Source organism: Amycolatopsis samaneae (assembly GCF_039541975.1).
GTDB classification, from domain to species: Bacteria; Actinomycetota; Actinomycetes; order Mycobacteriales; family Pseudonocardiaceae; genus Amycolatopsis; species Amycolatopsis samaneae.
This window is the reverse complement of record NZ_BAABHG010000009.1, coordinates 433,741-459,130: the sequence shown is the minus strand read 5'-3', so window position 1 is coordinate 459,130 and position 25,390 is coordinate 433,741. Positions and strand designations below refer to the sequence as shown.

At 69.4% G+C, this 25,390-nt stretch carries 24 protein-coding genes and 1 tRNA gene; 16 read left to right on the top strand and 9 right to left on the bottom strand.

The genetic code is table 11. The features are described 5' to 3' along the window. The 3 genes from ABD987_RS25830 to ABD987_RS25820 form a co-directional block, all read left to right on the top strand. Positions 1–1,477: Hint domain-containing protein (locus tag ABD987_RS25830; protein WP_345398793.1), on the top strand; the 1,477-nt coding region annotated here is incomplete at its 5' end. Continuing rightward, the gene (locus tag ABD987_RS25825; RefSeq protein WP_345398789.1) at positions 1,453–1,971 is read left to right on the top strand and encodes a hypothetical protein; all 519 of its coding nucleotides are present in this window, start codon (positions 1,453–1,455) and stop codon (positions 1,969–1,971) included. The genes ABD987_RS25830 and ABD987_RS25825, both read left to right, overlap by 25 nt. 111 nt (positions 1,972–2,082) lie before the next feature. Next, the gene (locus ABD987_RS25820; protein WP_345398786.1) at positions 2,083–4,254 is read left to right on the top strand and encodes an AbfB domain-containing protein; all 2,172 of its coding nucleotides are present in this window, start codon (positions 2,083–2,085) and stop codon (positions 4,252–4,254) included. Positions 4,255–4,569: 315 nt separating this feature from the next. On the opposite strand, the gene ABD987_RS25815 is transcribed toward ABD987_RS25820, so the two are convergent. Both ABD987_RS25815 and ABD987_RS25810 read right to left on the bottom strand, forming a co-directional pair. After that, a complete protein-coding gene (locus tag ABD987_RS25815; protein WP_345398783.1) occupies positions 4,570–5,781 on the bottom strand; it encodes a DUF1707 domain-containing protein in 1,212 nt (403 codons plus the stop codon). Between the two features lie 170 nt (positions 5,782–5,951). Continuing rightward, complete coding sequence (locus ABD987_RS25810; RefSeq protein ID WP_345398780.1) at positions 5,952–7,283, bottom strand: alginate O-acetyltransferase AlgX-related protein; 1,332 nt, start codon at positions 7,281–7,283, stop codon at positions 5,952–5,954. Between the two features lie 69 nt (positions 7,284–7,352). Between ABD987_RS25810 and ABD987_RS25805 the strand changes: the two genes are divergently transcribed. Together ABD987_RS25805 and ABD987_RS25800 are read left to right on the top strand one after the other, a co-directional pair. Next, positions 7,353–8,771 (top strand): SAM-dependent methyltransferase, encoded by a 1,419-nt coding sequence (locus tag ABD987_RS25805; RefSeq protein WP_345398777.1) that lies wholly within the window; start codon positions 7,353–7,355, stop codon positions 8,769–8,771. Positions 8,772–8,813: 42 nt separating this feature from the next. Further along, a complete protein-coding gene (locus ABD987_RS25800) occupies positions 8,814–12,023 on the top strand; it encodes a glycosyltransferase (protein WP_345398774.1) in 3,210 nt (1,069 codons plus the stop codon). Position 12,024: 1 nt separating this feature from the next. Here the strand turns inward: ABD987_RS25800 and ABD987_RS25795 are convergent, their stop codons facing one another. Continuing rightward, on the bottom strand, positions 12,025–13,188 hold the full coding sequence (locus ABD987_RS25795) for a hypothetical protein (protein ID WP_345398771.1): 1,164 nt from the start codon (positions 13,186–13,188) through the stop codon (positions 12,025–12,027). A 129-nt stretch (positions 13,189–13,317) separates the two neighbouring features. On the opposite strand from ABD987_RS25795, the gene msrA reads away from it, so the two are divergent. After that, positions 13,318–13,986, top strand: coding sequence for a peptide-methionine (S)-S-oxide reductase MsrA (gene msrA, locus ABD987_RS25790; protein ID WP_345398768.1), 669 nt, complete (start codon positions 13,318–13,320; stop codon positions 13,984–13,986). Between the two features lie 19 nt (positions 13,987–14,005). Here the strand turns inward: msrA and ABD987_RS25785 are convergent, their stop codons facing one another. Both ABD987_RS25785 and ABD987_RS25780 read right to left on the bottom strand, forming a co-directional pair. Next, positions 14,006–14,266 (bottom strand): Txe/YoeB family addiction module toxin, encoded by a 261-nt coding sequence (locus ABD987_RS25785; protein ID WP_345398765.1) that lies wholly within the window; start codon positions 14,264–14,266, stop codon positions 14,006–14,008. After that, entirely contained in the window at positions 14,263–14,514 is a 252-nt protein-coding gene (locus ABD987_RS25780) for a type II toxin-antitoxin system Phd/YefM family antitoxin (RefSeq protein ID WP_345398762.1), read from the bottom strand. Before ABD987_RS25780 ends, ABD987_RS25785 begins: the two co-directional genes overlap by 4 nt. A 171-nt stretch (positions 14,515–14,685) precedes the next feature. Here ABD987_RS25780 and ABD987_RS25775 point away from each other — a divergent pair, with 171 nt between their 5' ends. The 7 genes from ABD987_RS25775 to ABD987_RS25745 all read left to right on the top strand — a co-directional run bounded on the left by ABD987_RS25775 (position 14,686) and on the right by ABD987_RS25745 (position 17,889). After that, a complete protein-coding gene (locus ABD987_RS25775; RefSeq protein WP_345398759.1) occupies positions 14,686–14,931 on the top strand; it encodes a helix-turn-helix domain-containing protein in 246 nt (81 codons plus the stop codon). A gap of 128 nt (positions 14,932–15,059) precedes the next feature. Beyond that, positions 15,060–15,203 (top strand): hypothetical protein, encoded by a 144-nt coding sequence (locus ABD987_RS25770; RefSeq protein ID WP_345398756.1) that lies wholly within the window; start codon positions 15,060–15,062, stop codon positions 15,201–15,203. A 141-nt stretch (positions 15,204–15,344) separates the two neighbouring features. Continuing rightward, the gene (locus ABD987_RS25765) at positions 15,345–15,950 is read left to right on the top strand and encodes a hypothetical protein (protein ID WP_345398753.1); all 606 of its coding nucleotides are present in this window, start codon (positions 15,345–15,347) and stop codon (positions 15,948–15,950) included. A 13-nt stretch (positions 15,951–15,963) separates the two neighbouring features. Further along, positions 15,964–16,317, top strand: a complete 354-nt coding sequence (locus ABD987_RS25760) for a hypothetical protein (protein WP_345398750.1) — start codon at positions 15,964–15,966, stop codon at positions 16,315–16,317. A 214-nt stretch (positions 16,318–16,531) separates the two neighbouring features. Continuing rightward, positions 16,532–17,071, top strand: coding sequence for a DUF2716 domain-containing protein (locus ABD987_RS25755; protein WP_345398747.1), 540 nt, complete (start codon positions 16,532–16,534; stop codon positions 17,069–17,071). 46 nt (positions 17,072–17,117) lie between these two features. Then, positions 17,118–17,519, top strand: a complete 402-nt coding sequence (locus ABD987_RS25750) for an immunity 7 family protein (protein ID WP_345398744.1) — start codon at positions 17,118–17,120, stop codon at positions 17,517–17,519. 76 nt (positions 17,520–17,595) lie between these two features. Beyond that, on the top strand, positions 17,596–17,889 hold the full coding sequence (locus ABD987_RS25745; RefSeq protein ID WP_345398741.1) for a YiaA/YiaB family inner membrane protein: 294 nt from the start codon (positions 17,596–17,598) through the stop codon (positions 17,887–17,889). A 76-nt stretch (positions 17,890–17,965) separates the two neighbouring features. Here ABD987_RS25745 and ABD987_RS25740 read toward each other — a convergent pair whose 3' ends face one another. The 3 genes from ABD987_RS25740 to ABD987_RS25730 form a co-directional block, all read right to left on the bottom strand. Beyond that, positions 17,966–19,438, bottom strand: coding sequence for a phosphocholine-specific phospholipase C (locus tag ABD987_RS25740; protein WP_345398738.1), 1,473 nt, complete (start codon positions 19,436–19,438; stop codon positions 17,966–17,968). A 150-nt stretch (positions 19,439–19,588) separates the two neighbouring features. Next, positions 19,589–20,182, bottom strand: a complete 594-nt coding sequence (locus tag ABD987_RS25735; RefSeq protein WP_345398735.1) for a lytic polysaccharide monooxygenase auxiliary activity family 9 protein — start codon at positions 20,180–20,182, stop codon at positions 19,589–19,591. 358 nt (positions 20,183–20,540) lie between these two features. Next, positions 20,541–20,613 (bottom strand) — tRNA-Gly (locus ABD987_RS25730). A gap of 190 nt (positions 20,614–20,803) precedes the next feature. Here ABD987_RS25730 and ABD987_RS25725 point away from each other — a divergent pair. The 3 genes from ABD987_RS25725 to ABD987_RS25715 all read left to right on the top strand — a co-directional run bounded on the left by ABD987_RS25725 (position 20,804) and on the right by ABD987_RS25715 (position 23,860). Next, on the top strand, positions 20,804–22,417 hold the full coding sequence (locus ABD987_RS25725; RefSeq protein ID WP_345398732.1) for a sigma-70 family RNA polymerase sigma factor: 1,614 nt from the start codon (positions 20,804–20,806) through the stop codon (positions 22,415–22,417). A 114-nt stretch (positions 22,418–22,531) separates the two neighbouring features. Further along, on the top strand, positions 22,532–22,972 hold the full coding sequence (locus tag ABD987_RS25720) for a DUF983 domain-containing protein (protein ID WP_345398729.1): 441 nt from the start codon (positions 22,532–22,534) through the stop codon (positions 22,970–22,972). Between the two features lie 27 nt (positions 22,973–22,999). After that, positions 23,000–23,860, top strand: coding sequence for an Fpg/Nei family DNA glycosylase (locus ABD987_RS25715; RefSeq protein ID WP_345398726.1), 861 nt, complete (start codon positions 23,000–23,002; stop codon positions 23,858–23,860). Between the two features lie 363 nt (positions 23,861–24,223). Here the strand turns inward: ABD987_RS25715 and ABD987_RS25710 are convergent, their stop codons facing one another. After that, positions 24,224–25,336 carry a serine hydrolase domain-containing protein gene (locus ABD987_RS25710; protein ID WP_345398723.1) on the bottom strand — a complete coding sequence of 371 codons (1,113 nt, stop codon included), beginning with the start codon at positions 25,334–25,336 and terminating at the stop codon, positions 24,224–24,226. Positions 25,337–25,390 lie beyond the last annotated feature (54 nt).

The following is a 25,390-nucleotide window of genomic DNA, read 5'->3' as shown; positions in this document are numbered from 1 at the left end:
GGAGGCGCAGCAGGCCGCGGCCGAGGCCGCGACTGATGGTGCGGCGGCGCGTGCGGCGGCGGCGCGGGCGAACCAGGCTGATGCGCAGGCCCACGACGACGCGGTCAAGGCGCGTCGGGCGGCGAACCAGGCCAACAGCGACGCCGCCATCGCCGGCCGCGCCGCCAGTGCGGCTGAGGGTGAAGCGGCCGCGGCACGGTCGGCCGCGAGCCGGGCCGAGTCCGACGCGGCCGCCGCGCGGGGTGCGGCGGACCGGGCGGAAGCCGATGCCACCGCGGCGAACGCGGCGGCGGAAAGCGCGCAGCGGCACGCGGACAACGCCGCCACCGCCGCCAAGAACGCCATGAACGCCGCCATCGAAGCAGGCAAAGCCGCCGACCGCGCCGAAGAAGCCCAACGCCAACGCGAAGCAGAAAAACGCAAGCAACAGGCGGCAGGGTCTGGGGCGAATGATCCCGGGATCAGCGACGAAGAAGAGGAGATGATCCTCTATTCAGAGGGCGGTGACGAGCTTGTCCAGCAGTACAAGGACGCACTAGGCGCGGCGAACAAGGGGATCCTTGACTTCATCAAGGAGAACGGAGCTGACGTCCTCCTTGACATCATCGGGGTCACCGACGCGAAGAAGTGCTTCGGTGAAGGCGACATAGTCAGTTGCTTGTGGACGGTCGTCAACGCCGGGTCCCTGCTTGCACTGGTCGTAAAACTTCCGCAGGTCGGTGCAGCGATCGTCAAGATTGCTGGCGGTGTCACGAAGTTCCTGGAGGCATCCGCCGCGGGAACCAAGATTCTCGAAAAGACGCGGGAACTCCTCGGGAAGCTGAGAATAATCTGCAACTGCTTCCCCGCCGGGACGATGGTGGCGACAGCGCATGGCGAGAAACCGATTGAACAAATAAAGGTAGGGGACAGGGTCTGGGCGAGGGATCTCACTTCCGGCCATTCGCAGTTGCGTGGTGTCGTGGGCTTGTTCAACAAGCATGCCGACGAGTTGTTGACGGTCGCCGTCGGTGCGACGACGCTGGAGGTCACCCCACAACACCCGTTTTGGGTCATCGATCGTGGCTGGGTCACGGCAGGTGATCTGAGGCTGGGGGAACGGCTTCAGTCTCTCAGGGGCGACCAGCCAGTGATTTCGTCGATCACCCGGCGCGTAGTGCAGACCACGGTCTACAACTTCGAGGTCGAAGGTGATCACAACTACTACATCACCGATGCCCAGCTGCTGGTGCACAACTGCTCGGTCAACCAGATGAACAAGAAGATCCAGACCGGTGGCGCGCCGAGTGGTGTCACCCGAGTGGACAAGGGAAAGATCCCTGGTGAGCAGACACACGTACATTTCTCCGACGGCACGGCGCTGAACAAGGATGGGACGTGGAAGCACGACGGTGGGGCCGGCGGACCCGGTAAACTGACGAACGCGCAGAAGAAGTGGCTCAGGGAGTGTGGATGGAAACTTCCGCTGGACGCATGACGGCGACTGTGAATGCCTGGTTGGCCACTGTCGTAGATGCGAGTCAATCTGTCCGCTCCGTGCACTTCGACGAGCTGGGTGTCGAGGGTTGGCAGAGCCCTGCCGCCACCGAGATTCCCGGATGTTGGCTGGAACTGATCGAACTGGCCGTGGCCACTCTGCAGGCTAGGAAAGTTCGTGGTATCACGGTCGGCGTCGTCGCGCCACTGAAGAATCGCGACACCGTTCCGATGGCGGATCGGGAGCGTTCTTGGAAACTCCTTGCCGCATCCTTGCACGAGATCGAACCGCCATCGTTATACGTGTTCTCCTCGGGTGCTTTGCGAGAATGGGACCTAGATGTGGAGGAGCATCGCTTTCCTTTGCTTCGCGAGTCCGGTGTAGACCATGTTTTCGTCCGCTATTGGCGCGACGCGGAAGAAATAGTGACCGGGGACGAGTATTCGGGTGCTGTCTACCTGCTGCGCAGGCTGGAAGATGGTCCGGAGTCGTGACTCCACGGTGCGGTGATATTGCTGGCTTCTGGACTAGGCGTAAAGAAAAAGACGTACGTCTGAATGGGTCTGCGATACGTTTTGCTGAGAGCTGGATCCGGCATGGAGAATATGTTACTGTCGCGCTGGGTTTCGTGTTCTAGAGGTAATTCAAGACAGCTGGTCGGAAGATTTCTATCGAGTGGTTGTACGAGGCTTTATCGCCGCCGGATGAGGTATCAGGGCTACTGTGAGGGACTCATGAAGAAAAGACCTGGGGTGTTGTCGCGCGCGGTGATCGCGGCGACCGGAGTCGCGTTGCTGGCGGGGTTGGCCGGTGTTCCGGCGGAGGCCGCGCCCTTGAACACGAAGACTGCCGCGGCTCAGGCCGCGGCGGTGCCGGAGGCGACGCTGGAGGACAAGGTCCGCGCGGCCGCGGTGCTGGGGATCGTGGCCGGTGATGATTTGCTGGTGCTCAGCGATCGTAACTTCGTGATCGCGTTGTGGCGTAAGGCGACGGGGTCGGAGGTGCGGGCTTCGGCGGAGCTGGCTTTCTCCGGTAGTGACCTGGAGTGCAGTCAGTGGATCAAGACGGGGATCCACGAGGCGAAGAAGCGGGATGACGTCAAGGAGGTCCGGGACACGGAGATCGCGCGTCAGGCGCGTGAGTTGAAGCGGCACGCGGCGGCGACGATCGGGATCGTCGCGGACCCGGAGTTGCTGATTCAGTCCTATAAGGACTTCGTGTATGCGTTGTGGCAGCGTGCGACCGGCCCGAAGGTCAAGGCCGCCGCGTTGGCCGCGTTCGGTGCGGACGAGGCGGCGCGGAAGGAGTTCCTGCTCAACGGGATCGTCACCGCGCACGCGCGGGACCAGCAGGACAAGATCGATCAGGACAAGGAGCACACCGAGGCGGAGAAGGCCCGCCTCGCCGCGCGCGACGCCAAGGCCCGCGCGGCCGCCGTGCTGGGGATCGTGGCGACGGAGAATCTGCTGATCCTGTCGGATGACAATTTCGTCCGGGAGATCTGGAACCGTGCGGCCCCGGGGACCGAGGTCGCGAGTGCTGCCGAGCGGGCGTTGCGCAGTTCGAACGCGGCGGACTGGAAGGTGTTCATCGACAGCGGTATCTACGACGCGAACCGTCGTGACGTCGCGATCGCGTTGCAGAAGAAGGCCGAGGCCGACCGCCGGCGCCTGGAGGAGCTGAAGGTCCGGGCGGAGAACAGCAAGGTCCACCCGAGCCTGGTCGCGGGGGCGACCAAGGCGCTGGGCGGGAGCGTCGACGACATCGACCGCTTCCTGCGCGTCGGCCAGTACGAGGACGGCGTCCTGCGCCAGTCGCTCTCCACGGACACGCCCGGAGTGCGGGGTACCTACATTCGTGGCGCTCAGGGCGGCCAGGCCGTGATCGGCTTCGGTAGTGAGGCTCCGGTTCCCGGTGATGGCGCCGACGCCACCTGGAAGGTCGTTACCGGTCTCGCCGACTTCGACTGCCATTCCTTCGAATCGGTTGCCAAGCCGGGAACCTACCTGCGCCAGCTGGACTTCAAGGTGCTCATCGTGCCCAGCGATGGCACGGACCGCTTCCGCGCCGACGCCACCTGGTGCACCAAGCCCGCCCCCTACCCCTACGGCGTGACGTTGGAGTCCAAGGGCGCGCCCGGCCGGTTCCTCCGGCACTACGACAGCCTGCTCTACGCGGCCGACCGCAGCGGCGCGCACCCGTTCGATTCGCCGAACCTGTACGACGCGGACACTTTCTGGCGGATTTTCGGGGAGAACCCGACGACGTCGGCGATCCATCGCCGCTGGCTCAACGATGACAACCTTCGTAGCCGCGTCGGCGACGCGGTCGCCGACGAGAAAGCCGAAGGGAATCTTCGGTACCGCGACCACAAGAACGGGCGGCTGGTCTGGACGCCTGAACTCGGCGTGAAGGCGGTCGAAGGGGCGATCTCCGTCAAGTACGTCGAGGGGGACCTGATGCACCATCCGATCTTCGGCGTGCCGGTGACCGACACGACGGGGACGCCGGACGGCCGGGGCCGGTACAACCACTTCCAGAACGGTGGCTCGATCTACTGGACGCCCGAGACCGGCGCTCACTGGATCTACGGTGGGAACAAGGATCGCTGGGCGGCGCTGGGCTGGGAGACCTCCTACCTCGGCTACCCGACGACGGACGTGTTGGACATCCCCGGGGGCAAGCGCAGCTGCTTCCAGGGCGGCAGTATCACGTGGAACGCCACCACAGGTGCGGTGACGGACTCCAACGAGCGGTGTGTGCGGCCCGCCGGATGACCTGCTGAAACCTCTGTGGGGCCCGGCTCGCGCACGAGCCGGGCCCCACTTCGGCAAGCTACCGAGCCAGAGTCACCATGGCCTGATCCGCGAAAGTCTGGGTCCGGGGGCCTCTGCTAGCCGCGTTTGAACCGCATGGCGAGCCGGACCAGGAACACCACGGCCACCGCGGCGACCACGACGATCTGCCAGGCCATCTCGGCTCCTCTCCCGAAGCACCGTCGGATCGATGCTCCGATCAGAAGGCGTTCGAGAGTGGGAGGCCGTTGGCCGACACGACGCAGCTCACACGTTCGGGCTAACGTCGGGACGGGGTCAGTTGTCGCGCTGGGTCGGCGGAGCCTTCGCGATCTGCGCGTTGAGCACGGTCTGGAAGTCCTTGAGTGCGGAAGCCCGGTTCGCACCGTACGACTCGACGATGACCGTGCGGCCGTACACCACGTACACCGCGCGGAACACGCTCTGCTCGGCCCCGTTCGGGCTGGCGTACACCTGCACGCCACGCAGCGACAGGGTCTTGTCGAGCGGGAGCCCGCCTTCCTGCTGCGCGTTCGCGTACTCGATCGCGACCTTCGACGCGCTCTGCGTGTCCGGCATGGCCAGCGCGTAGAGGCCGAGGGTGACCGAGTCGTCGGTGTTCGTCTTGAGCAGGCCCTCGGTCATCCCACCTTCCTTCAGCCGCTGGGTGACCGAGTCGGAGAGCAGCTTGCCGCTCTGCAGCTTCGCGAGGTCGAAGGCGCCACCACCGTTACGCGGCGTTCCCGGCAGGTCGGTCAGCGTCGCCTCGTTGCTCGCCGGCTCGGGCTTGGCCGCGGGCGGCTCCGGCAGGGCCTTGCTGGTGGGCGGCGCGGGCGGCTGGCTGCTCGACTGCGCGACCGGTGGGTTGCTGCCGCCGCTGTCGTTGCCGAACAGCGCCCAGGCGCCGACACCGGCACCGGCGAGGACGACGACGGCCACCACCGCGATGGCGATCTTCTTGCCCTTGCCCGAGGACGGCGTCGTCTGGAAGGACTCGGGGCCCTGCGACACCCAGTCGGAGTTCGACGTCGGCGCGAGCGGCGGGAAGTCACTCCCGCCCCACGGCGGGCTCACGTCGTTCTGCGGGGCGTTCCACGCGGGGCCCGGCTGTTGCTGCGGGGGCGGGAACCCACCGGGGGGCGACTGGAGGTTCGGCTGCTGGAAGCCGCCCGCTGGGGACTGCGGGCGCTGCTGCTGGTGCTGCTGCATCTGCCACGGGGCGACGGCCTGGGTGCGTTCGGCAGAGGCCGCGTCCGCGGCGGAGACGACCTGGGTGGCCTCCGACGCGCTCTGGCCCTGCGGCGGGGACGGCGGGGCCACCGGCGGGATGATCTGCGTTTCGCCGGCGCCGGGGCCGCCCTGTGCCTGCTGCGGCTGGGCCGGGTGGCTCTCCTCCGGAGTGACCGCCATGGAAAGGACCTGGTCACGGCGTGTCCGGTACTCGTCCGCCGTCAGGCTGCCCGACGCCAGAGCCTCGTCGAGCCTCCGCAAGTCTTCCTGCCAGGTCACCCCGGTACCCCCTTCGGGTAGTAGTCCCCGAGTTCGCCCACTCGTTTTCCGGCGGTCACCGGATGGGCCGCACGGTGGATATTGTGCACGCACGCGCGTTCGCGGTGGTCAGCAACCACCCACTCGTAACCGAGCCGGGCGCGAAGTCCGGCGAACGGGCGCTCGTGACGTCATTTCGGGTGCTGGGCCAGCGCCTTCGCGATTTTGTCGAGCACCGGGTTGCTCAGCACGGCGGTCGAGCCGCCGACCACGCTGCGCTCGACGAACTCGAAGGTGACAACGTCACGATCGGAGAACAACTCGGCAAGATCCTCCTGGCTGCCCTGCGAGATCGTGTCGGTATGCGTAATGGACACGTCCCGGCAGGTCGCGGCCAGGAACGGAGTGGCGAACTGGGTGAACGAGTCCGCGACGATGCCGACCTTCGGCGTGAGCATGCCCGGCACCGTGTCCGGCTGGGTGAGCCGGAGCGTGGTGCGGAAGTCGCTGGCCAGGTACTTGGTCCGGTCCGCGCCGCCGTCCGGGCCGAGCTGGTAGCTGGTCAGGTGGCGCTGGTCGGTCCGGCCCAGCATGCGTTCGAGGTCGGCGGGCCAGTCGCGGGTGCCGTCCGGGGTGACCTGCCAGGTCGTGGTGATTCCCGGCGTGATCGCCTGCGCCAGCGCGTAGGTCATGGTGAGCCCGCCGCCGAATCCCCAGTGCGTGTCGTTGGGGTCGTAGACGGCGCGGCCCAGCTGTTGCCCGGCGGTGGCGAGCGCCGGGCGGAGGTCTATCGCGCCCGTCTCCCGGGGGACCCGGTTCCAGAACTCGGCGCCCTTGGCCGCGGCACACTGCTTGCCGACGTAGCTGTCCGGCAGGTGCGAGGGCTCGGTCGTGGACTTGTCCGGCGCGATGACCAGTTGGAAGCGGCGTCCGGACGATTCGACGGCGGTGCGCAGCCGCCGCAGCGCGTCGACGACGTGGTTCATGTCGAGCACCGGGCGGCACTTGGCGTTGACGTCCTCGCCGAGGTACAGCCAGCCGTCCTTGCCGGGCAGGACCTGCGGGTAGACGTAGCCCGGCACGTCACCGGGGGCGACGCCGCCGGGGTTGCCGGTGCCGCCGGTGCTCTGCGGATCGACGCCGATCGGCCCGGTCGGCGCCTTGTGGTCGGTGCCGGGGGCGTCCCCGAAGACACCGGTGCTGATGCCGTCCGAGGCCTGGATCCCGGCGTGCCGCAGCGGAAGGTGATCGGTCGCCCAGTCGGAGAGCCCGGTGAAGAAGCCCCAGCCGTCGGCGAGGCTGGGGAACTGGTGCAGCGGGCGGTTTTCGAACGCGTCGCTGCGCACGCCGAAGACGAACGCCATCGCCGGGGCGAGGAAGAAGATCACCGCGCAGGTCAGTGCGGTGCGCTGCCGCCTGCTGTGCCGGGGCCGGTACAGGCTGTGTTCGTGCGGCAACCACGATTCCGGTGTCGGCGGCAGGCCTCCCGCCGCTGGTGGGCGCAGGCCGGAAGGTGATGACACCGCCGTATCCTAACGCTCTGACGATCGGTGATCGTCCGGTTCGGCGAAGTCAAGGGGTGAGGACGCGGCATGCCGGGTGACCGAGGATTCGACTACGACCAGCGGCTGGCGAAGGAACGCGAGACGTTCGCCGGGCAGCACGAACTGCACCTGGACCTCCCGCCGTCCGCGCACCACTGGTCCGCGCGGCATCTGCGCCCGAAGTTCGACGCGCTCGGTATCCCGGGGATCGACGAGCTCATCATCGGCGAGATCCGGGACAGGGCGCGGCGGGCGAAGCGTGACGTGGTCGTGCTGTCGCTGGGCAGCGGGAACGGCGACCAGGAACTGGGCTGGCTGCGCGCGCTGGCGGAGACCGGCGACGTCGGCGTCCGGCTGCGGTTGCTCGAACTCAACCCCGACATGCAGGACAGGGCCCGCGAGGCCGCTCGTGCGCAGGGGGTCGAGGACCGCGTCGAGTTCATCCTCGGCGACTTCAACACCTGGCGCGCGGACGCCGGACACGACGTCGTCGTCGGCTTCCATGCCCTGCATCACGTGCTCGACCTCGAACACCTCTACGGCCAGATCCGGGACAGCCTCGACCCGGACGGGGTCCTCGTCGTCCACGACATGATCGGCCGCAACGGCCATCGGCGCTGGCCGGAGGCACTCGAGGTGGTCGAGCGCATCTGGGCGACCCTGCCGCCCCGGCTGCGCCGCAACGCGGTCACCGGCGAGATCGACGAGCAGTTCGACGACCTCGACTGCGCGGTCGACAGCTTCGAAGGCATCCGCGCGCAGGACGTCCTGCCGGTGCTGCTCGATTACCTGCACCCCAGCCTGTTCCTGGGCTACGCCAATGTCGTCGACCCGTTCACCGACCGGATCTACGGGCACAACTTCGACCTGTCCGATCCCGGCGACCGCGCGCTGCTCGACCACATCGGCGACCTCGACGACAGCCTCATCGACCTGGGCATCGTGACGCCGACGCACCTCACCGCGCTGTTCCACCCCGCTCCCCAGCCGCTGCGGGTCTACGGCAACCGGACCCCGGAACGCTCGGTGCGCGACACGTCGCTGGTGGATCCCGCCGGCCGGGTGTCGTTCCGGCCGAACACCTTCCCCGGTGAGCGGCTGGTCAGTGGCGGCGGCCTGGTCGTCGGCAGGATGAACGGTCTTTACGACGACGGATGGGCGGCCGCGAGTGCGGAGTTCCCGCTGCTGACCACGGCGGAGGTGCGGCGGGTCAGGCTGCGGACGTACCTGCCGGACTGGATGCCCGGCGGCACGATGGCGATTTCGCTCGACGGAGTCCCGGTGGCCAAGGCCGAGGTGGGGCGGGGGCTGGTCGAACAGGACCTGCCGGTGTCCATCGAGGCACACCGGACGCTGCGGTTCGTGCTGGACGCGGACTGGTCGGTCAACCCGGCCGGGACGGGGCTGGGGAGTGACCGGCGGACGCTGGCGTACATCCTGGTGGGGCTGGAGCTGCTCGGAGACTAGGCGGTGCGGGCGTGACCGGCCCGGCGGCTAACCTCTTCCCCCATGGGTAAGGGGACTTCCGGAGAGCGCCTGATCGAATGGACCGGCGAGCGGTGTGTGCCGTGGGCCGAAGACCTCCAGGTGATCTACGAGCACTACCACCGGTACGCGTTCGCCACCCGGTTCACCGAGGGCAAGCGGGTCCTCGATCTCGCCAGCGGCGAAGGCTACGGTTCCGCCCTGCTGGCGTCGAACGCCGCGGCCGTCGTCGGGCTCGAGATCGACGAGACCACGGTGCGGCACGCCCGTGCCCGGTATCCCGGCGTTTCGTTCGAAATCGGTTCGATCACCGATCCTGGCGCGCTCGACGGCGCCGAGCCGTTCGACGTGGTCGTCTGCTTCGAGGCGATCGAGCACGTCGTCGAGCAGGACAGGCTGCTCGACCTGGTCCGCAACCGCCTCGCCCCGGACGGCGTGTTCCTCTGCAGCACCCCCGACGTCGCGGTGTACACGCACGACCACGGCAACGAGAACCCGTTCCACGTGCGCGAGCTGTCCGAGGCCGACTTCCGCGCCCTGCTCGGGGAGCGGTTCGAGCACGTGTCCGTCCTCCGGCAGAACGTCGCGGTCGGTTCGCTGATCCACGACGGCGTCGGCCCCGCCCCGGCCGAGACGCGCACCCTGCGTCGCGAGTCGGAGAACTCGTGGAGCGTGACGCCCGGGGCACCGCACACCTACCTGGTCGCCGTCGCCTCGGCGCGCCCACTGCTCGAGGTCCCCACGTCCGTGCTGGTCGACCCGCAGTTGACCATGGTCGCGCAGGCCGCCATCGACGCGCAGGCGCCGATCGAGCACCTGCGCGCGGAGCTGCGACAGGTCCAGGACGAACTGGCCGCCGCGAGGGAGGCGACCGCGCGGGCGGCGGCGGATCTCGCCGCGATGACCGCGGCCGAGCGTCGCGCCGCCGGAGAACGGGACGCCGCGCTCGACCGCGCGGCCGCGTCCAGGGAAGAACACCGCAAGACGTCCGAGGAGCTCGACCGGGTGCGCCGGAAGGCCGGGTACGACGCCGAACGCGTCGAGTGGCTTTCGGCCAACAACGCGAACCTGACCCGCACCGCCGGTGACCTCGCTGCCGAGAACGCCAAGCTCCGGGCGGAGCAGTCCGCGATCGGCCAGCGGCTGATCAGCCGCTATCGCGGGACGATCGAGCGGGCCGCCCCTCGGGGTACGCGGCGGCGCGACCTGTACGAAACGGCGCTCGGACGCCCGGCGGGTGTCCTGCCCGGGGCGCCGGCGGTGCCGGGGCCCGTCGGGGTCACCACGAGCGAGTCGCCGATCGTCAGCGTCGTCATCCCCACCTACGGCAACTGGGCCTACACGCGGGCCTGCCTCGACTCGATCCAGCGCCACCTCCCGAAGATGCCGTTCGAGGTCATCGTCGTCGACGACGCTTCGCCGGACGACGCGGCCGACCGGGTCGCGCAGTGCCCCGGCGTCCGGCTGGTCCGGACACCGAAGAACCTCGGCTTCGTCGGCGCCTGCAACCACGGCGCCGAGCACGCGCGCGGTGAGTTCGTCATGTTCCTGAACAACGACACGGAGGTCCGGCCGGGCTGGCTGGACGAGCTCGTGGACGTCGTGGAGACCCGTCCCGACGTCGGCCTGGTCGGCTCGAAGCTGGTGTACCCGGACGGTCGGCTGCAGGAATGTGGCGGGATCATCTGGGCCGACGGGACCGGGTGGAACTACGGGCGCACCGAGCCGGAGCACCTGCCGTGGTTCCAGGCGCTGCGTGACGTCGACTACTGCTCCGGTGCCGCCCTGCTGGTCCGGCGTGAGCTGTTCGAACGCATCGGCGGGTTCGACCAGCGCTACTCGCCCGCCTACTACGAGGACACCGACCTCGCCTTCGCGGTCCGGGAAGCCGGTTACCGGACGATGGTGCAGCCCGCCTCGGTGGTGGTGCACCACGAGGGCGTCACCAACGGCACCGACGTGTCCTCCGGGGTCAAGCGCCACCAGGAACTCAACCGCGGCGTCTTCGTGGAGAAGTGGCGTGAGCGGCTCGAGGAGCACTTCCCCGAGGCCAGCCCCCGCGCGGTGTGGCAGGGCAGGCAGCGCACGCGCGCCGGGCACCGCGGCGGCACCGTGCTGGTCGTCGATCACCAGGTTCCCTTGACCGACAAGGATTCCGGCTCGGTCCGCATGGCGCGGATCCTGGAGCTGCTGGTGGGGCTGGGGCACCGGGTCGTGTTCATGCCGATGAACAACGCGCTGCCCGAGCCCTACGCGGGCGCGCTCTACCGAGCGGGCGTCACCGTGGTGACCGGCCTCGGTGAGCAGCTCGCGTTCCTGCGCGAAGCGGGGCAGGACCTCCGGCTGGCGATCCTGTCGCGGCCGAACGTCGCCTGGCAGCTCATCGAGCAGGTCCGCGAATGCGCCCCGGACTGCGTGATCGCCTACGACACCGTCGATCTGCACTTCGTGCGGCTCAGCCGGCAGGCGGACCTCGCCGCGCAGTTCGGGGACACCCGTGAGGAGCTGACGCTGCGCCGCCGGGCCGAGGTGCTGCGGGAGTCCGAACTCGGGCTCGCCAGGGCGGCCGACGTCACGCTCGTGGTGTCCGATGTGGAGCGTCAGCTGCTCGGCGAGCTGGTGCCCTCGGCCAGGGTCGAGGTGCTGTCCAACGTGCACCGGGTCGAGGGCACGGTGTCGGTGCCCGAGGGCCGCGACGGCGTGCTGTTCGTCGGCAGCTTCGACCATCTGCCCAACCGGGACGCGGCCCGCTGGCTGGCCGAGGAGATCATGCCGCTCGTCCGGGCGAGGCGTCCCGACGCGGTGGCCCACATCGTGGGGAGCAACCCGCCGACGGAGATGCTCGAACTCGAACGGGACGGCGTCGTCTCCCACGGCTGGGTGGCCGATCTCGACGCGACCTACCGCACGGCCCGCGTGGTCGTCGCGCCACTCCGGTTCGGGGCCGGGGTGAAGGGGAAGGTGGGCGAAAGCCTTGCCCTCGGCGTCCCGGTCGTGGCCACCACGCTGGCCGCCGAGGGGATGTCCCTGACCCACGGGGTGGACGTTCTGGTCGGCGACACCGCCGAGGAACTCGCGGAGCACATCCTCACGCTGCTTCAGGACGGCAAGCTGTGGCAGCAGTTGTCCGAGGACGGCAAGGCCGCGATCGGCCGTCGGTTCGGTGACGACGTCGCGCGGGAGACGTTGGCCAGGCTCTCCGGTGGAGAGCCGGGGACGCTGCCGCTTCGCTGACTCAGCGAGCCGGAAGCTTCTGGCGCAGGGACGAGAGCGTCTGGTCGAGCTGCTTCTCCAGGGCGCTCTTGTCCGCGCCGAGCGGCGCGGAGATCCAGACGATGACGGCGACGTTGTCCGAGGCGTACCAGGACGCGTTCGCCATCAACTCGCCGACCTTGCCGGTCACGGTCGACTTGTCGGGCTTGAGCGCGGTGAAACCGCTGGCCAGCGCGCCCTGTCGCAGGGTGTCGGTCACCGCGCGCGCGTCCTCGCCGGAGTTGGTCGGGACCGCGAGGACCAGGTACCCGGTCCCTTCGGCCAGGGAGCCCCGGTAGACGACCTCGGTCGCACCGTGCTGGGCGAAGAGCTCGGACGACGCGCGCGGGTACAGGTTCAGGTCCACGCCCTTGGCGAGCGACAGGATCGAGTTGTTCGGATAGGGCTGGCCCGGCAGCTGGGGCAGGCGTTCTTCGATCATGGTCCCGGTGAGCCGCTGCGGTTGGCTCGGCTGGCTCGCGGAGGTCGCGGTTTCGCCAGGCTGCGGCGACTTGGCGCGGTCGCTGCCCAGCCACCAGGTCCCGCCGATGATCAGCACGAGCACCAGGAGCACGCCTCCGGCGAGGAACAGCCACGTCGGCAGCCGGCGCGAACGCCGCGGTGCCGTGGCCATCTCCTCGTCCCAGCGGTTGCCCTCGCCGCGTTCCGGGGCCGCGTACGGGAATCGGGCCGTGGACTGCCCCGCCGGTGCGGGAGTGCCGGTGTGCAGGGCGTCGGTCGGGTTGAGGTCGGCCGGGCTCGGCGCGGTGGTCGGCCGGTCGGTGAAGAAGGCCGTGCCGTGCGGGCCGGCCGCGGGTGCGGGCGGCACCGGCTGCGCGGGCAGGGTGACGGCGTCCTGCTGCGACGGGACGGGTGGCGAGTGCGGTGGTGGGACGGGCGCCTGCGGGATCGTCGGCTGCTGGGGTGGCGGTGGCCACGGCCGGGCTTCTGGGGGAGTGGCGGCCGGGTTGGTGCTGTGCCAGGTGTTGCCCGCCGGGTGCCGCAACGGCGACGCGACCGGTGACGGCACCGTCCGCCCGGAGGCCTCGGCGAGCAGGTCGTCGCGGAGCCTGCGATGCTCGGCCGGGTTGAGCCGACCGGCGGCCACTTCCGCGTCCAGCCGGCGCAGTTCGTCCTGCCAGCTCATCCCCACACTCCCTGCCACCCGTTAGGGGCACCAGTGTGACACGTGCGTCGCCCGGGGCGGCGCGTGTCACGGCAAACGGGCGGGTTTCCGGCCCCGGTGCCGAACTCGCGAACTGCGTACAGTTGGGGTATGGCGTGGTTCGGGCGAGACAAGACGGAAATCGTGGGTGCGGACGAGGCGCTGCCAGGACGGGCGGAGCCGATGGCGGTGTCCGGTGTGCACGCGGTCTTCACCGACCGGCGGAGCGCGCCGCCCTTCCCGGACGGCCTGCGCACGGCCGTGTTCGGGCTCGGCTGCTTCTGGGGCGCCGAGCGGATCTTCTGGCAGACGCCGGGGGTGTACTCCACCGCCGTCGGCTACGCGGGCGGGCACACACCGAACCCGACCTATGAGGAGGTCTGCAGCGGTCGGACCGGGCACGCGGAGGTCGTGCTCGTCGTGTTCGACCCGGCGCGGGTGTCCTACGAGACGCTGCTGAAGGTGTTCTGGGAGGGCCACGACCCGACGCAGGGCATGCGCCAGGGCAACGACCTCGGCACCCAGTACCGGTCGGCGATCTACTACACCGACGACGAGCAGAAGGCGACGGCCGAGGCGTCCAGGGAGTCGTTCCAGGCGGCGCTGACCGCGGCCGGGCACGGCACGATCACCACCGAGCTGGCGCCGCTCGGCGAGTTCTACTACGCCGAGGAGTACCACCAGCAGTACCTCTCGGACGCCAAGAACCCGAACGGCTACTGCGGCCTCGGCGGCACCGGCGTCTCCTGCCCCATCGGGCTGAACGTCCAGGGCTCCTAGGACTGGTGAGCCGCTACCGCTACTTGCCGTAGTGGTAGCGGCACTGCGCGATGCGGATCTCGGCGTCGACGATCTTGTAGACCAGACGGTGTTCGTCGGTGATGCGGCGCGACCAGTAGCCGCTGAACCCCTCCTTCAGCCGCTCCGGCTTGCCGATTCCTTCGTTGCCGTTGCGCCTGATGTCCTTGATCAACTCGTTGACACGTTTGAGCACCTTGCGGTCCTCGGTCTGCCACCAGAGGTAGTCGTCCCAGGCGTATTCGTTCCAGACGAGCTTCATTCAACGAGGTCGTGCTGTGTCCCGCCGCCTGACTCCAACTGCTCGATGGCGGTAATCAGCCGCCGTGCGTTCTCCGGGCTACGGAGCAGGTAGGCCGTCTCTTTGAGTGATTGGTAGTCCTCAAGCGACACGATCACGACCGGCTCATGCCCCGCGCGAGTGATCACGACTTCTTCGCGGTCGTTCACCACCGAGTCGAGCGTCTCGGCGTAGTTCGCGCGAGACTCGGAGTAGCTCATGGTCTTCATCAGCACCCTCCCTTCGACGTACAAAATACTGTACGTCTCGCCTGGCCTTGGCGACAAGGGTGCGTAGTGGACGATGGGTCACACCAGGGCCGGGCTTGAGGTGTTCGCCCGCCGCCGAACCGGCGCGGCGGTCCGTAGGGTGGGCGAAAGGCGTCTGCCGGAGGGAGCATCGTGGACGAGCAGCTCGCGGAATTCGCCGCGCCACCGATGACAGTGGAGGACCGCGCCAAATGGGACGCGGAGGACTGCGGCAGGCTGGTGCGGATCATGCGGGAGGAACGCGGCCTCACCCGCGCCCAGCTCGCCGAGCTGGCCGGGGTGCCGCATCTGGACGTGGTGCAGTTCGAGGCCGGTGCGATGCTCCGTGTCGAACCGTTGTCGACCACGCTGACCCGCGCGCTGGGACATAGCTCCTGACCTCGGCGAACGTCGGCGAGTGGGTACTACTCCGCGAGCGGCTGCACGACCTCGTCCAGGGCGCCGTCGCCCCGCTGCCCGGCGGCCGGCTGGTCCGCGAAGCGAGCGAACGGCTCGGCGAACCGGCCGTGCTGCGGGAGCTGGTCCGCTGGACGGAGCTGCTGGAAACCTGGATTCCGACCGACGTCACGCCGACGTCCTTCTGTGAGGAGCAGTTGCTCCAGCAGGCCCGTTTGCTGCTCGCCGGAACCTGGCCGCCGCGAGGTTCCTGAACGCCCCAAACACCTTCGCCGCGTCACCCGCAAGGCCGCCGAAACTGTCGTACGTATGTTCTAAAATTGGCGTTGTCCAGGGGAGATGTCGCCCGGCGGTCAACCAGGGCGCCGGGTGGCGAAGCGGCGAAAGGCGGCCTCATGGCTTACATCACCCTGCCCACCTTCGTGGGCTACAGCGCGAGCTCCGGTCCGGCGCGGTCCTCGTTCGTCCGCCGTCAGCGCCGGCTGTACGAGGACCCGGCGCGCGCCGCGTTCAACTACTACCGCCGGGCGGCGAACGCCGTCCGTGCCGGACGCGCGGCCGGGCAGGACGAGGTGGCCCTGCGCGCACTGGTCAACGCCGCCGACGACCGGACGAAGCCGCACTACGCCGCCATCGCCGAGGGCTGGCTGCGGTACCTGGGCCGTCGCAACCCGCGGCTGGTGGAGGTCGGCCGGGCGCGGTGCGTGCTCGGCGAGCTGGAGATCGGCATCAGCCCGCAGCTCGGGCTGCGCAAGAGCAACGGCCACCGGTACGCGACCTGGCTCTACTTCAAGGAGGAGCCGCTCACCCGGGACGCCGCGCTGCTGGCGCTGTGGCTGATGGAAAAGGCCATGCCGGACCTGCTGCCCGGCGGCGAGGCACTGGTCATCGACGTCCGGCGGGCCAAGGAGTTCATGCTGAGTCCCCGCGATCGCGCACGGCTTCGGCCGTGGGCGCAGAGCGAGGCCACGGCGTTCATGACCCTCTGGGACGCCGCCTAGCACCGGAGGTGTCATGCCGGAACCGCTGAGCGACGCGGTGCTCGCCGTGCTCGGCAGGCTGCTGCGCGCGGAGGACCCGATCGCCGCCGGGCTCCGCGCGCAGCTGCCGCACACCCGCGCGTCGCCGGGGTGCGAGTGCGGTTGCGCGACCGTGGACCTGTCCGTGGACGTGGGGGAGGTGGCGCCGGTCGAGGTGCCGCGGCGGGATTTCGCGTCCGCGCGGATCGAGGCCGCGGACGGCACGCCGCGCGGTGATCTCCTGCTCTTCGTCGAAGGGGGTTACCTGTCGCGGCTGGAGGTTTCGTCCTACGGCGAACCGATCAACGAATGGCCGCCGCCGGAGGAGGTGCGAGCGGAAGCACGCTGAGCCGTCGCCACCGGGAGAGAGCGTCCGGGGGCAGCGGGCAGACCCACTGGTCAGGGCCGCATCGCGAGCCGATTTCCGGCGCCGCGACCTGGCCGGACATGCACCCGGACGGGTGACGGATTTCGCGCGGCGCGGGAGCTGGACTGGACAATCTCGGCGTTGAACACGAAGCTTTCCGCAGTCTTGGACCGGCCGAAAGCTTCGAGGTCGAAACGTGAATGCTGCCTGGGAACCGCTCTCCCGCGTCGCCGACGAGCCCGCCTGGTACTGGGTGTACGACGAGCTCGGCTTCGCGCCGAGCACGTTTTCCCACGCCTGGCCTGGTTTCCGTGAGCCTTCGCCGTCCAAGACCTGGGATCTCTCTCCCGGCGACCTCGACCGCTCGTCCGCGGAGTTCCGGGTGGGCCCGTACGCCGTGGAGGAGCGCGACCTCGCCGACGTCGCGCTGGCGGCGCTGAAGGAGGCCGTCCGGCCCGACGAGTGGGTGTGGGTGCTGCACTGGCAGCACCAGTCCTACCGATTCTGGCCGCACCGGATGGCCGCCGCCGACACCTGGACCGTCCCGGTCTTCCCCCGCGTCGACTACCACATGTTCCTCGCGAGCGACTTCCGCTTCGGCACGCTCGGGCATCCGTGGGAGCGGACGTTGTGCGTGTTCGGCGAGCCGCTGCTGACCGCGTTCGGCCGCAACGGCGAGGGCGTGCTCAAGAGCGTGCTGCGCCGCGACGGCGCACCGAGCGCGTTGGCGCGCTGACCGCCCGGACCCCGGAAAACCCAGGTCTGCTGCTACCTTCCTAGGCGTGTTCGAATACCACGGCTGGGTGACGATCCAAGCGACCGCGAGCGGGGACGACGACGCCGCACTGCTCGAACGCCTCGTCGAGCGGGTGCATCGCGCCGTGCACGACGCCGACGTGGTCGATCTGGTGGACCTGCGCTGGAGCGCCGGGCTGCCGATGCTGCACCTCGGCGGGTTCGACAAGCACGGCGGCACGATCGGGCCGCGGCTGCTCGAACTGTTCACCAGGGTCGGTGAGCTGGCGGCGGGCTCGTACGGCCTGCTCCACGTCTGGGACGACCAGGACACCGAGCACGACAACGAGTTCCGCGTCTACCGGATGGCGCGCGGGCTGGTGAACGAGCGTCCCGATCCGCACCTGAGCCCGGTGGCGCCGACCGTGCTGGACCTCTACGAACTCTGAGCCGTGTTCGGTTCGAGACCGGTGGTCGAGTAGTCGTACTCAAGACTTCGCGGGGCTGGTCGGCGACCGTGAGGACATGACAAAAACCGTCTCCTCCGCGTCGTCCACCACTGCGGCGTTCTTCGCCCAGGCGGCGCTGTCGTTCGGTCTCGCCCTGATCGCGGTCGCCGCCGGGATCGTGTTCCTGCCGGTGAACGGCTGGGTCCGCGGCTTCCTCGCGCTGGGCATGCTCTATCTGGTCACTTCGGCGTTCACACTGGCCAAGTGCGTGCGTGACCGCCAGGACGAGAACTCCGTGGTCACCCGCGTCGACCAGGCCCGCCTCGACAAGCTGCTCGCCGAGCACGACCCCTTCAAAACCCCCGCCTAAGCCGGTCGAAAGTCCGTGGGGGCCTCCCTGAGGGGCCTGGAGTCCCTCGGGGAGGCCCCCACGGACAGTCAGAAAATCAGTGCGGCCTGCGCGGGACGTGCGGGCGCTGACCGGGTTCCTGCGTCGGCGGCTTCTGGTCCTTGCCGGGGAACTTCGGGGCCGGGAGCTGCGACTGCTCGTAGCGCGAAAGTGTCAGCGGGCCGCTGGTGTCCGGCAGCGTCGGCGGCTTCGCCTTCTGGTCGTCGAAACGGAACGCCGAGGTCAGGTCCCCGAACGTCTTCCGCCGCCACGCCGAGATGTTCGGCTCCGGTACCCCGGTCACCTTCTCCAGGAACTGCAGCGTCGAGGTGTGGTCGAAGTTCTCGCTGCACACCCAGCCGCCCGCGGTCCACGGCGACACGAGGATCGCGGGGACGCGGTACCCGGCGCCGACCGGCAGCCCGTTGCCCTTGGTCCCGCCCGGCGAGGTCTTGGTGACGAACTCGTGCGGCGTGCCCTTGGGCGGGGTCGGTGGGATGACGTGGTCGAACAGCCCGTCGTTTTCGTCGTAGTTGAGGATGAACGCCGTCTTCGCCCACAGGTCCGGGTTCGACGCGATGGCGTCGATCTTGCTGGCGACGAACGCGGCGCCCTCGGCGGGCGTGTAGTCGGGGTGCTCCGACGCGGTGCTGGTGCAGATGATCCACGAGACGGTCGGGAGCTTCCCGTTGCGCGCGTCGTACTCGAACTGGCCCTCGGGCCGGTGCGTGAGCCCGTTGACGTAGAGCGGCGAATCCTTCGGCGCGTCACGGAAGTTCTTGAACTGTTCGAGCATGTTGCAGCCGTAGGTGTCGCTCTGCTCGTACACCTTCCAGCTGACGCCGGCCTTGGTGAGCCGCTCGGCGTAGGTGGTCCAGGTGTACCCGCCGGCCGGGGCCTTGTTGTCGAGGATCGGGCCGCCGTGCTCGCCGTCGGGGTCGATGGTGCCGGTCATCCACATCATCCGGTTCGGCCAGGTCGGGCCGAACACCGAGCAGTGGTAGGAGTCGCAGATGGTGAACGCCTCGGCCAGCGCGAACTGGAACGGCAGATCGGCCCGCGTGTGGTAACCCATCACGTAGGGGCCGTTCTTGCCGTCGGCCTTGCGGTGCGCGGGCAGCCAGTTGTCCATCTTGCCGCCGTTCCAGGCGTCGTGCTGGACCTGCCAGGCGTGCGAGGTGGACGGGATCTTCTGCGCGTTGGTGGCGTGCGTGTCGAGGTGGAACGGCAGCGCGTAGCCCGCCGGGTTCTGCGGGTCCGGCTGGTAGAACACCGGCTTGCCGTTCGGCAGCTTCGCGGCGTGCGGGTCGTTGAAGCCACGCACCCCCGACAGCGTGCCGAAGTAGTGGTCGAACGAACGGTTCTCCTGCATCAACAGCACGACGTGCTCGACGTCGCGCAGCGAGCCGTGCTTGGGCGGGCCCTGGGCGAGCGCGCGCTGGACGTTCGGGGGCATCAGCGTGGTGGCGGCCGCGGTGGCGGCGGCCCCCGCGGCGGTACCGAGCAAACGGCGTCGGGTCAGTTCGGTCATGGTTCCTCACCCTCGTTCGCGGTAGTCACCTGAAGAGGTGGTAACTGGGAAACTAACAGCGAACGAGCGATGAAAAGCGGTCCCGAAACCGGGCAATCGGCACGGAACCGCGCGGGCGCCCACCGGTCCGGCGGGCGCCCGGCCGTGGGATCAGAAGGTGACGTCGGCGCACTGGTAGAACGCGTTGCCGGTGTCGGCGATGTCCCAGACGGACAGGATCATGTGCCGTCCGCTCTTGCCGCTGGGCAGCTTGCCGCTGTGCGAGACCGCGTTCGGCGGGCGCTTACCGCCGAACGGCACGGTGAGGAACGGCTGGGGATCCAGCTGCGCCCTGGTCAGCGGCGCGTTCGGGTTCCAGCCGTCCCTGGTGACGAAGTAGCGGAAGTTCGTCGTCGCGTGCGCGGCGGTGAGTGTCCACTTGAATGTGTAGTCGGCTCCGCTGGTCAGCTTGGACGCGGGCCAGGCACCGTTGCGCTGGTCGTTGAGCTGTCCGAACTGGCCCAGCCCCGCCGAGCAGATCTTGCCGTCGGCTGGCCCTCGCGAAGGAAAGCCCTTCGGCCCCTCGACGCTCTGAGGCTCGTACTGGACCTGCCCGCAGTTCTTCGCGGCACCCGTCTTGCAGTTGTACGCCCGGCTCACCGGCGTGGTCGTGTACCCATGTCCCCAGGCCACCCCGGCGAACACCACCGGCAGGGCGAGCACAGCAGCCGTCAACGAAGCCAATCCCAGCAAACGCTTACGCATGTGACTCCTCTCACAGCAGGTGTCACGAAGTGTGAACAATTCCCCCACTGGTTCAGACCACCACCCAGCCCAACCTGAAACAGCCCCAACTACCCCAAATGGTCCAGACCACTCACCGGCAAATAGGACAACCAGGATGAACGAACGCGCCCCGCAGCCTCACTCGGCCACGACGCAAAAAAGCCCCCACGCTGCCAACAGCTACCTGCCGCACCGTGGGGCCAACCTGACCAACAAGAGTCCCCAGGCTGCCAACAGTTACGTACCGCACCGTGGGGGTCCGGGGGCTCGGCCCCCGGGAAATATGGCGAGCAAGCCAAGGTTCACGCTCCCCGTGAACACGACTCGCCCACTTGCGAGCGGATGACGGGATTCGAACCCGCGACCCTCACCTTGGCAAGGTGATGCGCTACCAGCTGCGCTACATCCGCATTCGTAACCGGTCTGTCTTGGTTACGGGGCATAGACTACACCGGCTGTTGGGGCGCTCGTGACCGGCCCCCCGGTCGTCCTGTCGGTGTCACAGGCGGCGCACAGGGGGTGACGACGGCCGCATCGCTCCGTATGGTGTCCCCAATCGAGGCGATTGGTGAGTCCTTCGGGGAGGAGGTGCCGGGCCGGATGACCGAGCTGGGCACGGTGCCGCCACAAGCGGCCTCGGAATCCGATGAACAGGCACTGCTGCAGCGGCTGCGGGACGGTGAGGACGCCGCCTTCGGTGAGCTGTTCGAACTGCACGCGGCCGCGGTGCGGAGACTCGCGCAGAGCCTCGCGGCGGATCGTTCCGAGGCCGAGGACATCACCGCCGAAACGTTCTTCCGGGTGCTTCAGGCGCTGCGCCGGGGTGCCGGGCCTCGCGACTACGTCCGGGCGTATCTGCTGACGGTGGCGCGGCGGGTGTCGTGGGAGTGGCACGGTGCGCGCCGGGACGTTCCGGTCAGCGACGACGAGCTGAACTTCCATGCTGGACCCGGTGCGGACGCGCATTCGCGCACGGCCGAGCACACGTTGATCACCACGGCGTTCACGAGTCTGCCGGAACGCTGGCGCACGGTGTTGTGGCAGACCGAGGTCGAGGGCGAGCAGCCCGCGATGGTGGCGACGCAGTTCGGGCTGAGCGCGAACGCGACGGCGGCGCTGGCGCGGCGGGCGCGGCAGGGGCTGCGCGCGGCGTACCTGCAGGCGCATCTGTCGGTGAACCGCGGCCCGGATTCGTGCCGGGCGGTGGTGGAGAAGCTCGGCGGGTTCACCGCGGGGAGCGTGACGGGCGCGGAGGCGCAGCGCATCAAGGCGCATCTGCTGGGGTGCCCGTCGTGCCGGGCGACGCAGGACGAGCTGCTGGACGTGTGCTCGTCGTTGCGGGCGCACGCGGGGGTGCTGGTGTTGCTGGTGCCCGCGGCGGGTTCGCTCGGTGGCGCCGCGACCGGTGCGCTCGCCACGGTCAAGAGCCTCCTGTTCGGTTCCAAGGTCAAGGTGGGGCTGGCGCTGGCCTCGACCGCGGCGGCCGGCGCGGTGGGTTTCACGGCGGGGCCCGCGATGTTCGGCCCGCAGCCGTCTCAGGACATCGGACTGCCTGGTGGGGGCGTGCCGGAGCTGGCGGTGCTGCCGCCGGGGCCGTCGCCCCAGCAGCCGCCGCCGCAGCCGCAGCGGATCGGCGTGGGCTGGCTGAACGGGCGGGGCGTGGTGCCCGCCGCGGTGCGTCCGCAGCCGCCGATCGTGCCGGGCGGGCCGCAGGGCCACCTGGGCGCGGGCGAGGTGCCGCGGCTGCCGATCGTGCAGCTGCCGGTGAGCCGGCGTGACGGCGAGTCCGGGCGGCCCGGCGACGGCTCGACGGCGCCGCGTGAGGAGCCCGGCCGGTCACCGGGGCCGGGGATGACCACCGAGAGTTCGTCGACGTCGCCGCGGATGGATCCGCCGACCGACTCGCCTCGGCCGAGCCTCACGTCACAGCCGCCGGACGAGGGGAATCCGGTGTGCACCAGGACCAGGACGCCGACGTCGAGTAATCGGCCCACCCGGACGACGACGCCGACCGGTTCGCGGACGACGACCACCACTACCACCACCACGCGCACCGAGGTGACTCAGCGCGCCTCGTCGAAGACGACCAAGACCACGAAGACGACGACCCGGCGGGTGCAGCGGAGCACGCAGCAGAGCACGTCGAGCACGACGCGCGGCACCCAGGAGACTGTCACCGAATCGGCCTATTCCGCGTCGAGCTCGGGCTTCTGATCTGCGGGGATCGGCGGGGCGGCGCGAATTGTCCGGTTCCGGCCTCGCGTCCTCGCCCGCGCGCACGGTACCGTTGGTCCCGCTCACGTTGAGCGGCGCCCGGGAGGCAACTGAATGAACCGGCTGGTGCGCGGCGAGGACGGCCGCGACTGGGTGGTCCGTGCCCAGATGGAATGGCGTGCACCCGCGACGGCGGACGATTTCGAACACGACGTCGCCGGCAGTTACGGCCCCGGCATCGCGATGCTGGTGGTGGCGGGCGTGCTGGCCGTGGTGCTCGTCGTGTGGACGCCGGACCAGGTGAAGGTGCCGGCGTTCGTGCTGCTGGCCCTGTTGCTCGTGGTGCTGTTCTTCCCGCTGCGCTGGATTCTGCGGCGTCCGTGGACGGTGGTCGCGGAGACCGAGGGCGACATGACCGGCGACCGGCCGTCCGAGCGCTGGGTCGGCACGATCCGTGGCATGTTCACCGTGCAGGGCGAGGTCAAGCGGATCCAGAAGACCATCCAGCAGAACTCGCTGCCCGATTTCGAGGGTCCGCTGCACCCGGTGGAGTAATGCGCGCCGACGCGCGAGACTGAGGGTATGCCCGAGCTGCCCGAGGTCGAAGCCCTCGCCCATCACCTGCGTGAACACGCCGTGGGCGCCACGGTGTTCCGGCTCGACGTCGCGTCGCTGAGTGTGCTGAAGACGGCGACGCCACCGTGGACCGAGTTGCACGGCCAAGAGGTCACCGGTGCGACCCGGCACGGTAAGCACCTCGACCTGGTGGCCGGCGAGCTGCACCTGGTGGTGCATCTGGCGCGGGCGGGCTGGCTGCGCTGGTCGGACGCGTTGTCCCCGACGCCGTTGAAGCCGGGGAAGGGGCCGATCTCGCTGCGGGTGCATCTCGACGCCGCGGCGGGTCCGGGATTCGATCTGACCGAGGCGGGGACGAAGAAGGGCCTCGCGGTGTGGATCGTGCGGGACCCGAACGAGGTGCCGAGCATCGCGCGGCTGGGGCCGGACGCGCTGTCGCTGGACGCCGGGAAGCTGGGTGGGCTGTTCGCGGGCCGTACCGAGCGGCTCAAGACGGCGCTGACGGACCAGTCGCTGATCGCGGGGATCGGGAACGCCTACTCCGACGAGATCATGCACATGGCCCGGCTCTCCCCGTATGCCACGACGGGGAAGCTGCCGTCCTCGGCGCTGGAAGGCCTGGCGACGGCTGTGCAGGAGGTGCTGACCAGCGCGGTGACGCGCTCGGTCGGCCAGGACGCGGCGCGGCTCAAGGGGGAGAAGCGGTCGGGGCTGCGGGTGCACGCCCGGACCGGCCTGCCCTGCCCGGTCTGCGGCGACACCATCCGCGAGATCTCGTTCGCCGACAAGTCCTTCCAGTACTGCCCGACCTGCCAGACCGGCGGAAAACCGCTCGCCGACCGTCGCCTCTCGCGGCTGCTCAAATAGCGCGCTTCCCCCTTGCCCACGAGGAATTCCCCAGGTTGTCCACAGGGATTCCCCGGTTGTGGACAACTCCGGCCGCACACGCCGTTTTCCGGGGTTTCGTCGTACCCCGGCGATAGAATGGTCTTGGGGTCGCCCCCCCGGAGAGGGTGGGGGACACCCTCGCAGTGGGGCTGGTTCGGCGGTGCTGGGGCGAGGTGGGGGCTCACCCGTGCGGGGGAATTATTCGGCGGCCGATCGGCGGGTGCTGAAGGACGCCTTCAGTGCGTTGAGCGCGCTGAAGGACGCCTTCGGTGCGGTGGATGCACTGAAGGGCGCCATCAGTGCGTCGGCCGCTTCGTGGAACTGCCGGGGAACGCAGGGAGCTCAGCCGCAGAGCGCGGCGTTCACCGCGGGGAACGGGCTCGACGGGACCACCTTCGGCTCGTGCGCGGCGTCCGCCGCGAGGTCGTAGACCGTCGCCACGAGCACCAGCTGCCGCCGCCCGTCCGCGCTGCTCATCGACACGCTGTAGAACCCGGGGCCCGCGCCGGTGTTGCCCCACACCCGGCCGCACGGCAGGTCGAAGGTCTCCACTCCGGCGCCGTACGCGCCGCCCTCGTCGTTCGGCACCAGCTGCCGCAGCGAGGCCTGCTCGGCGGGCCGCAGCAGGCGCCCGTCCAGCAGCGCACGGTGGAACGTCGCCAGATCGTCCACAGTGGACACTATGGCGCCCGCGGTCCAGTCGTAGGACGGGCTGAACGTCGTCAGATCCGCGCCCCGGAGGTCGTAGCCGTGCAGGTGCGGGCCGGTCAGGTGGGGCGAGGTGGTCGGGAACGAGGTGTCCCGCAGCCGAAGCGGCACGAGCAGCCGGTGCCGGATCTCGCGGACGACGTCGTGCCCGGTGGCCCGTTCGATCACCTTTCCCAGCAGCAGATATCCGGTGTTGCTGTAGGAAACCCCGGCGCCCGGCGCAAACGACGGCGGCGTAAGCAGCGAGCGCCGGATCACCTCGTCCGGGGTGTACACGAAGTCCCGATGGCCGTGGAAGTACGGGTAGAGCAGCGAAACCTGGTCCGGGTCGTGGACACCGCCGGTGTGGTTCAGCAGCTGCCGCAGCGTGATCCGCGAAGCCTCGTAGCCCGGCCCGCGCACGACCCCTGGCAGCCACCGCTCGACGGAGTCGTCCAGCGACAGCCGCCCTTCCCCGGCCAGCTGGAGCACCACGGTCGCCACGAACGCCTTGGTGTTGCTCGCGATGCGGAAGCGCTGCTCCGCTCGCGCGGGTTCGCCGGTCGCGGTGTCGGCGACCCCCGCCGCGTACCGGCGCACCCGCCCGTCCTCCCGGTAGTACGCGACCGCTCCGGGAAAACCCCCTTCGGTGACGAGCTTGGTGACGGCGGTGCCCACCTCGTCCGCTCGCCGTGTGGCCGAAGCCGGGCCGATGCCGGCGGCCCCCAGCGCCGTCAGCACCAGCCCTACGACGATCCCCCGTGACACCCCGCGACACCCGGCCACCCGTTCGTCCCCTCCCGGAAGCGGTCGACCTCATCA